General features: G+C 35.7%; 10 protein-coding genes and 1 pseudogene. 1 reads left to right on the top strand and 10 read right to left on the bottom strand.

All coding sequences use genetic code 11. The features are described 5' to 3' along the window. The 9 genes and pseudogenes from M1K58_RS29235 to M1K58_RS29275 form a co-directional block, all read right to left on the bottom strand. A pseudogene (locus tag M1K58_RS29235) lies at positions 1–194 on the bottom strand (hypothetical protein); the annotation flags it as partial. Between the two features lie 432 nt (positions 195–626). Further along, entirely contained in the window at positions 627–800 is a 174-nt protein-coding gene (locus M1K58_RS29240) for a hypothetical protein (RefSeq protein WP_256762463.1), read from the bottom strand. A 232-nt stretch (positions 801–1032) separates the two neighbouring features. Next, on the bottom strand, positions 1033–1503 hold the full coding sequence (locus tag M1K58_RS29245; protein ID WP_256762464.1) for a hypothetical protein: 471 nt from the start codon (positions 1501–1503) through the stop codon (positions 1033–1035). A 710-nt stretch (positions 1504–2213) separates the two neighbouring features. Continuing rightward, positions 2214–3236, bottom strand: a complete 1023-nt coding sequence (locus M1K58_RS29250) for a site-specific integrase (protein ID WP_256762465.1) — start codon at positions 3234–3236, stop codon at positions 2214–2216. Positions 3237–3387: 151 nt separating this feature from the next. Then, the gene (locus M1K58_RS29255) at positions 3388–3861 is read right to left on the bottom strand and encodes a DUF2716 domain-containing protein (protein ID WP_256762466.1); all 474 of its coding nucleotides are present in this window, start codon (positions 3859–3861) and stop codon (positions 3388–3390) included. 277 nt (positions 3862–4138) lie between these two features. Beyond that, the gene (locus M1K58_RS29260; RefSeq protein WP_256762467.1) at positions 4139–4435 is read right to left on the bottom strand and encodes a hypothetical protein; all 297 of its coding nucleotides are present in this window, start codon (positions 4433–4435) and stop codon (positions 4139–4141) included. A gap of 9 nt (positions 4436–4444) precedes the next feature. Then, positions 4445–4681 (bottom strand): hypothetical protein, encoded by a 237-nt coding sequence (locus tag M1K58_RS29265; RefSeq protein ID WP_256762468.1) that lies wholly within the window; start codon positions 4679–4681, stop codon positions 4445–4447. A 146-nt stretch (positions 4682–4827) separates the two neighbouring features. Beyond that, entirely contained in the window at positions 4828–5349 is a 522-nt protein-coding gene (locus M1K58_RS29270; protein WP_256762469.1) for a 2'-5' RNA ligase family protein, read from the bottom strand. A 277-nt stretch (positions 5350–5626) separates the two neighbouring features. Further along, a complete protein-coding gene (locus M1K58_RS29275) occupies positions 5627–6022 on the bottom strand; it encodes a hypothetical protein (protein WP_256762471.1) in 396 nt (131 codons plus the stop codon). Positions 6023–6399: 377 nt separating this feature from the next. On the opposite strand from M1K58_RS29275, the gene M1K58_RS29280 reads away from it, so the two are divergent. Then, complete coding sequence (locus M1K58_RS29280) at positions 6400–6873, top strand: hypothetical protein (RefSeq protein WP_256762473.1); 474 nt, start codon at positions 6400–6402, stop codon at positions 6871–6873. Between the two features lie 225 nt (positions 6874–7098). On the opposite strand, the gene M1K58_RS29285 is transcribed toward M1K58_RS29280, so the two are convergent. Then, positions 7099–7518 (bottom strand): hypothetical protein, encoded by a 420-nt coding sequence (locus tag M1K58_RS29285; protein ID WP_256762475.1) that lies wholly within the window; start codon positions 7516–7518, stop codon positions 7099–7101. Positions 7519–7915: the final 397 nt, after the last annotated feature.

Here is a 7915-nt window from a genome sequence, read left to right on the forward strand (position 1 = left end):
ACTATTGGAAGTGAGCTGAATATGCAAAAACGACTCTCAATATTTAGATATGTTTGTCCATTAATTCTATTTCGCCCTTGATCTGATTCAGACATTAATATTCTAGTGCCGTAAAAATTGATTCCTTCAATTTGAGCACCGATACATAGGTACTTTAAGGTCTTCTCTGCGATCTCTCTTAATGCTTCTTCCATATTGAGAGCCTTCCTTTCCTTAATATTTGGTCATACCTGTCTTTCACATAACGTTCTTGTATTCACGACGTCCCACCACCCTAAAGGAGCGAAGCGACTGGCCGCGACGCGGTTGGGTGGTGCGGATGTGTCCGGCTGATTCTGCTTCCCTGCTGCTGAAATTACAACATCGATTTCACTTCTTACTTCGGTCCGGACCGAGGGCCAAATGGCCCGATGCGTGAATATGGTGTTATGTGATGTACGACACATCTTAAGGTATACTTCCAGATGTCGATCCCCTCTTTATCTACTTCTTTGAACCCGTCTCCAAAATACCATCCATTCAGTTCAATAAATCCATTAAATTTATCAGTTATCTCATCAATATCTTCCTTATCACTGATTTCTATTGTTCCTTCAATTGGAATATATTTACTTATCAAAATACCCCTAACAATTAGTAGTTCCACATATATCTCTAAGGGTATTGCCAGTAAAGTAATATCCTATGACAATAGCAACTACTAAGATAAATAAGAAAATCATTGATAAGATAATAAATAATCTTTGTACTTTTCCTCTTTGACTATTGAGTTTCTCTTCATTATCCCAATTATTATTCATGAATATTGGACTACCACCTATACTCATTTTGTCATTTGAACTTGTCGTATTTCACATAACGTTCTTGTATTCACGACGTCCATTCCCCTTAGATAGCTCCTATCTTAGGGGAATGGATGTGTCCGGCTGATCCCACTTCTCGAAATGCGTCTGCCGGACCGAGGGCCGAATGGCCCGATGCGTGAATATGGTGTTATGTGATGCCTCGGTCCTCTTTGATATACAATCAAAGTCATTGCTTTTTTAAATGTATTTTATAGATCTTCAATTCAAATTCCTCTTCTTTAGAGTTATCATCATGTCCTTCAATTGGTAATCCATTATGAAATGGGGATCTTAAAAAAACATTTATGACTTCTCTTGGATCTGTTACTATTTGGATGTTGCAGCTAAAGGGCAGTTTATTATTTGCTTCTGAAATCAGATTGAATCTTAATTGACTTGCCATCAGGTCGAACCATAAGTAAAAAATCATTCCGCGACTTGATGCAGACCGGTTTATTTGATCTTGCCGATTCGTTATTACTTTAGATATAAATTCATTAAAATCTTCAGGAGTGATATCACTTGCCAATTCCTGTTGAATTGATATTCTCCACATATTTGTTTCGATTTCTTTTTGAAGATCTGATTCTGATAATCCAACAAATATTGAATCTAATACTATATCTTTAAGATCCTCAAAGTACTGATCTTTAGTCATAAAAATTCTCCTTAGAATTAATGAACTACGAGGTTTCACATAACGTTCTTGTATTCGCGACATCCATTCCCCTTAGATAGCTCCTATCTTAGGGGAATGGATGTATCTGCCTGATCCAGCTTCCTCGAAAATACTTCTGGCAGATCAAGGGCCGTATGGCCCGCAGTGCGAATATTGTGTTAGAGGAAGTTCCCTCTTCTTCGAGAAACTTTCATATCGCTTTGATTATATAATGCTCTTTTGATCTTCAAAATCGCACTAATCCTTAATTACGTTCTTGATCTTGATTACGCACTTGATCTTCAATTAAGCTCTTAAATCTTTAATTACGCTTTTATTCTTCAATCAAGCTCTCGATCTTTAATTAGGCTCTTAATCATCAATTTCACTCTTGATCTCTAAATTAAGCTCTTAATCTTCAATTACTCTCTTGGCAACCACATATTTATTCCCAGATATTAGGTACAATGTAGCATGAATAACTAAAAAAGAGAATACACAATTCGTATCCCCTTGTTCTTCATATGTATTAGGGAATTTCCTCTAACGTTCGCGTATTCACGACGCGACCCAGCCTTAGATAGCTCCTAACTTAGGCTGGGTCGTGTGTTGTCTGAGCACCTTCCATGATTATACATCTGACAACCAAGGGGCGAAAGCCCCGCAGCGTGAATATGGTGTTAGGTGAAGTATGAGTCATCTCGAATCTACTAAAAATTCTTGATAAGATATTCATTTATAAAACTATTTTCTTCTTTGTAATCAACTAATTTCTTGCAATCACTCAGTACATCCTTATCAAATTTAGTTATGTCTTTTATTAAGATCTCAGGAACACCAATTACCATGAAATCTATTATTTTTGTTTTACTAATCCCTATCGTATCAGTTCTACCAATTCGTCTAAGAAATTCTGTTACATAAATATTAATACCAGGATTCGAGCGGTCTGTTGGATGAATAAATAGAGTATTTGAATTAATATTTCTTCTAGAAACAACTTCATCTCTAATTTCTAGATAGCGCTTTAGTTGGACTAGAAGCTCTTCACTAAGAGGAATACTGTACTTATCATGTAATAATAATGTTCTTGTTTCGAAATTGATATTATCAGTAGTAATAGTTTTAATTACTTTGTATTTAACTCCCGTTTCGAGAATGATATTTATAATAATAGAACTTAGGTAACTTCTGTATCCCGAAAGTCTCTTTCCCTCAAGGATTTTTGGACCTAAGGAATTATTAAAACATTTGGCAATTAATTTTTTAAGACGTTTTTGCTCCTCTTCTGTAAGTGGATTCTTACCCATTTTTTCTCTTAATTTTTCTTCGACTGAAACCTCTTCAATTATTGAAGTGATTGAACTTTTATCAGTCTCTGATAATGAAAACTTTGCAATTAATTTATCATTCGGTACCCCATTATCTGCTAGAAATAGTATGAAAGATTGTACAACCGAAACGTAAAGCTTTAACGCCTCTATTGTGTTCACTTTCCGAGGATTTAATCTACTTGTACTAATGTAGTACTTCATACTTTGCTTGATATCCAGATGTGATAACGATTCGAGATCAGTATAAATGTCATTTCGTATATCAACATCCTTTTCGTCAATTAAATAGTCCATAAAAGACAAGACACGTGACTTATATGTCCTGTCCTTTTCTCTATCGTTATTAATGGATTTCAAAAAGCTATCAATTGCATCATTTATGTTAACAAATTTCTTCATTGATGATCCCCCTATTTATAATTTGTAATTTGTAATTTGTAATTTGTAATTACTCATATTTCACCTAACGCCTGATTCAGCTCCCTCGAAAATGCCTCGGGCAGATCAAGGACCGTATGGTCCGCAGCGCGAATATTGTGTTAGATGAAGTTCATCCTCCTCTTCGAGCTATCTTACTAAATATATTGGGTTTATTAATTTCAAAATTCTTAATAAGTTCTTCTCCAAAAATACAAATTGTTTGCTCCCACGGATGGCCTAAATATCCCCAACTAAAATCTTTCTTCAAAAACAAATAATAATCGCCATCTGGATAGAATCCAATTGTCCATTTATCATTATTCGTCTCTAAATGTGGATTAAAAAGAAATGATTCATGCTGCCAATCAAGAGCATAAATATATTCATTACTTTGAGTACTTCCTTTAAAAGCTAAGACGCATTTATCTGTTAAATCATCTATATCTTCTTCACGATAATTTGAAATATCGTAAGTAATAAATGGAGTTTTCTCTAGAAAAGTGGGCCAATCTGAAGGGTAAACACTTGGTTTGAAATTGAATTCTTCGTAGAATCGATCCCAAACATTACGATATTCATCATTATCTAAGGGTATCCAATTCATTAGTTTAGTCTCCTAATATTATTTCTTTGATTTCTTTGAGATTTAAATCGCACTGGATGAATTTCATCTAACGTTCTTGTATTCACGACGTCCCACCGACTTAAGGCGACGAAGTCGCCGGCTGCGATGCGGTTAGTCGGTGCGGATGTGTCCAGCTGATTCTGCTTCTCTGCTGCTGAAACACCTCGATGAATCAACTTCTAACTTCTGCCGGACCGAGGGCCGAATGGCCCGATGCGTGAATATGGTGTTAGGCGAAGTTATTGTCTTCAAAGCATCAACGAAAATCAATTCCTTTTATCTCAAGTTCATTTACATATGCTTTTTGTCCGAATTTATCAAATCCTTCTAATACTTTAATTTTGTTTTTATCTTCAAGAAAAAAGTCAAAAGCTATGTTATATTCATTTATCTCAAACCTCATGGTGTCTTCACCATTTACTTTTAATTCATCAAAATAATCAATATTATATCGACTGATTATTAATGAGCTACGAAAAAAATTTTTCAATATATTGGTTATTTTCTCAGTTTGCGGTATATCAAAACCAATACCCTGTAGATTGTGCAGCATTCTTACTTCTCATCCAAATATCCCCTTCTTTAGATAGACGCTAATAAATTCATTCATTTCAGTTTTTACTATATATATTGCATCTTTTTTTCTTATTTGAATTTTGTAATTAGCATGATTAAGTACTTCATGCGTGTGTTTATTTTTTTGAATGGCTAACTTAATTTTCAATAGTAAACCGTCCAATAAAAGCTCCTTCTTTCCATTAAAAACTACAATAATTTCGCCTAACGTTATTGTATTCACGACGTCCATTCCTCTTAGATTGTTCTTATCTTAGGGGAATGGATGTGTCCGGCTGCTTCCACTTCTCCGAAATTCCTCGGCCGGACCGAGGGGCGTATGCCCCAAAGCGCGAATATGGTGTTATCGGATGTTCCGCTCTTCTCGAATTACTTACACAGTTCTATTGTCATTTCAATTTCTGATTTTTCATTCTCATCTATTATTTCAACTGTTACTTCAGTTATTCTCTCAGAAAAAGATTCCACCAGGCTCTTACAATTTTTATATGCTTCATCTAATTCGTTTGAGTCTTTTGTTCTTCCGAGGGTTAGATGAGGCTTGTAATTTGTTTTCTTCAAGAAATCAGGGTAATAATCACTTAGTATTTCTGTATAAAGTTGTTTATGTAGTTCTACCAGACTCTCCGTTCCTTTCGTAATATTTAAGAATAAATAATTCCCTTTTTCTTTTGTTATTCCTTGAAGTGTCAATTCGAATTGCTTTATATGTCTTAACGATTTCCTAATATGTCCCTCTAGTTCACATGTTGCAATTGAACTTTTGAAAGGAAATACTAGGGTAATATGTGGGTCAACATAACCATATAGGGGATCGTAGATTTTTCGAATCTTCTCGATCATTTCTTGATTAGTAAAATGAGTGAAGATCATAATGCATCTATGAATCATTAGATTACCCCTTCTACAAAATATGTTATTAAATGCTTATGGGGAATTTCCGATAACGTTCGTGTATTCACGACGTCCCACCACCCTAAAGGAACGAAGTGACTGGCCGCGATGCGGTTTGGTGGTGCGGATGTGTCCGGCTGATTCTGCTTCTCTGCTACTGAAATGCCTCTCCGAATCCACTTCTAACTTCTCGCCGGATCGAGGGCGAATGCCCGATGCGTGAATATGGTGTTATAGGATGTCAGCGTCACCTTTGAGTTACTTTCGTTCATTGTTACTTGTTATCTTTAATTATCTGATCTAATCGACCTAATGTTTCTTCATCCATCGTGAATACTAAATTGATACCCTTAATAACATGCGTTATTGTTGGAAGTTGTTCAATTAGTTCATCTCTATAATAGATTTCAATTGATCGATTTAATGCTTTAGTAGTGACTTCTTCAATTTTATTTTTATTCTTAGGCAATATATAGAGCCCACGAGAGAAATTACTATCGAGCAAAGAAATTACACCATGTTCCTTTAGTTCAAGGTCTGTCATTAATATATCTCCATTGTCATTCTTAAAGATTAAATAAGGTTCTTTATCTGCATCTTCGCAGCCAGTTGCTGTGAAAGTAAGTATGCAAACTATTAGAATTTTATACATTAGTTTTGCACTTCTCATATTTATCCCTACTCTATTAATGTATTTGTTGCTTCAAAAGGTTTTGATGTACTTAATGCTCTTACGCTGATTTCCTATAACGTTCTTGTATTCACGACGTCCAACTCCCTTAAGCCCGAAGGGCGGCCGCGATGCGGTTAGGGAGTTGGATGTGTCCGGTTGACTTCGCTTCCCTGTATCTGAGTTTACGCCAATCGAAACCACTTCAACTCCTGCCGGACCGAGGGGCGAATGCCCCGATGCGTGAATATGGTGTTATCGGAAGTCTCCATCGTCGTTAGTGTTACTCTAAACATTCAATTTCTTTGTTTACAATTATTTACCACAAAATATAGAATAGTTTTATAATTAATTCAAACCAAAGGAGAAATATTTGTATGAACTTGGAAGAGAGTATTCAAGATCAAATATTAATTAATGAACTTGGTAAAGTTGGAGAAATATCCGGTGCCATAATTGGAAGGCTTACTGGTGGTTCCTTGAATATTATAACTAATTCAATAAGCGGGAAATTAGGAGCAAGATGGGGGGCTAAACTCCTTAAGTCAATAGGATATAATGATAAACTGCTATATCATCATAAAATTCAATCTGCGATGACAAATATGGCAGAAATACTATCTAAAAATGGAAAGCTCATTGATACTTCAAACCTACTATCCACGCCACATTTAACAGCAGTAATTGGAAGTGGGGCAGGAAATATGAATCCAACAATAGTATGTGTTGAATTCATCCCAATAAGTCCAGATTCCACATCCATTAACATCTATGGCACTGCTAAAGAAGGATTAATAAAACAAAGATCAGCTGAAAAAGCAGTGAAAAAAATAATTGATTTGTTTCAATAATAAGTTTGTTTTCCGGCTTGGAGATTTCCGATAACGTTGTCGTATTCGCGACGTCCATTCCTCTTAGATAGCTCTTATCTTAGGGGAATGGATGTGTCCGGTTGATTCTACTTCCCTGCTGCTGAAACGCCTCTCCGAATTCACTTCTTACTTCTGCCGGACCGAGGGCCGAATGGCCCGAAGCGTGAATATGGTGTTATCGGATGTCGGTGTCTTCTTGAGTTACTACCTAATTCTCTTTAACAAGTTTTCAATCAAATAAAATGTTATAGAACTGATAATTCCGACAGTATAAAAAAAGATCATTTCCTTATCAATTAATCTATTATATAACTCTCTTTCACTAACTAAATAAAAAATCACTGTCGCAATAATTCCAGCAATGCAATACATAAATAAAAAACTTAGTTGTTTAGTAACTTTGGATTTTAGATTTATCTTTTTGAGCACTAGATCTGCTAAAAACGAAACGGGTATTCCAATGAATACGAATATAATAAGAAAAAATATTGAGCCAAACAAAATCACTGATATTCGATCATCTGATCCAATTACATCTCCAAACGAAGTAAATGCAAATAATATCGATAGTATAATACTTGAAACTAATGAAGTTAGAAGCTTTATTACGATTTGTTTCTTCATTGTTTAGCTCCTATGATAATTGGTTTGCATTACCGGTCTTACACCGATTTCCGATAACGTTCTTGTATTCACGACGTCCAACTCCCTTAAGCACGAAGGGCGGCCGCGATGCGGTTAGGGAGTTCGATGTGTCCGGCTGAGTAATCCCACGGCACTTCTACGTCGGTCCGGACCGAGGAGCGAATGCCCCGAAGCGTGAATATGGTGTTATAAGATGTTGGCGCCTTCTCCGAATTCTCAAATCAAAATTATTTCACTTAAAACTATTCCTAATTGGCGGGGTAAAAACCCAATCTATTAATCTAATATTATATTCGTTAAGTAATTGATCTGCCCTAATAATTCCACTATGAGTGATATTGCCCTTCTTCTCAATGAACGCAGCATTGGGAAATAT

The sequence above is a fragment of the Cohnella sp. WQ 127256 genome, from assembly GCF_024519285.1.
Classification (GTDB): domain Bacteria; phylum Bacillota; class Bacilli; order Paenibacillales; family Paenibacillaceae; genus Cohnella.

Excerpts from the sequence above, each read along its gene's own strand:
- M1K58_RS29240 (WP_256762463.1), bottom strand. The coding sequence starts at position 800 with ATGAATAATAATTGGGATAATGAAGAGAAACTCAATAGTCAAAGAGGA.
- M1K58_RS29245 (WP_256762464.1), bottom strand. The coding sequence starts at position 1,503 with ATGACTAAAGATCAGTACTTTGAGGATCTTAAAGATATAGTATTAGAT.
- M1K58_RS29250 (WP_256762465.1), bottom strand. The coding sequence starts at position 3,236 with ATGAAGAAATTTGTTAACATAAATGATGCAATTGATAGCTTTTTGAAA.
- M1K58_RS29255 (WP_256762466.1), bottom strand. The coding sequence starts at position 3,861 with ATGAATTGGATACCCTTAGATAATGATGAATATCGTAATGTTTGGGAT.
- M1K58_RS29260 (WP_256762467.1), bottom strand. The coding sequence starts at position 4,435 with ATGCTGCACAATCTACAGGGTATTGGTTTTGATATACCGCAAACTGAG.
- M1K58_RS29270 (WP_256762469.1), bottom strand. The coding sequence starts at position 5,349 with ATGATTCATAGATGCATTATGATCTTCACTCATTTTACTAATCAAGAA.
- M1K58_RS29275 (WP_256762471.1), bottom strand. The coding sequence starts at position 6,022 with ATGAGAAGTGCAAAACTAATGTATAAAATTCTAATAGTTTGCATACTT.
- M1K58_RS29280 (WP_256762473.1), top strand. The coding sequence starts at position 6,400 with ATGAACTTGGAAGAGAGTATTCAAGATCAAATATTAATTAATGAACTT.
- M1K58_RS29285 (WP_256762475.1), bottom strand. The coding sequence starts at position 7,518 with ATGAAGAAACAAATCGTAATAAAGCTTCTAACTTCATTAGTTTCAAGT.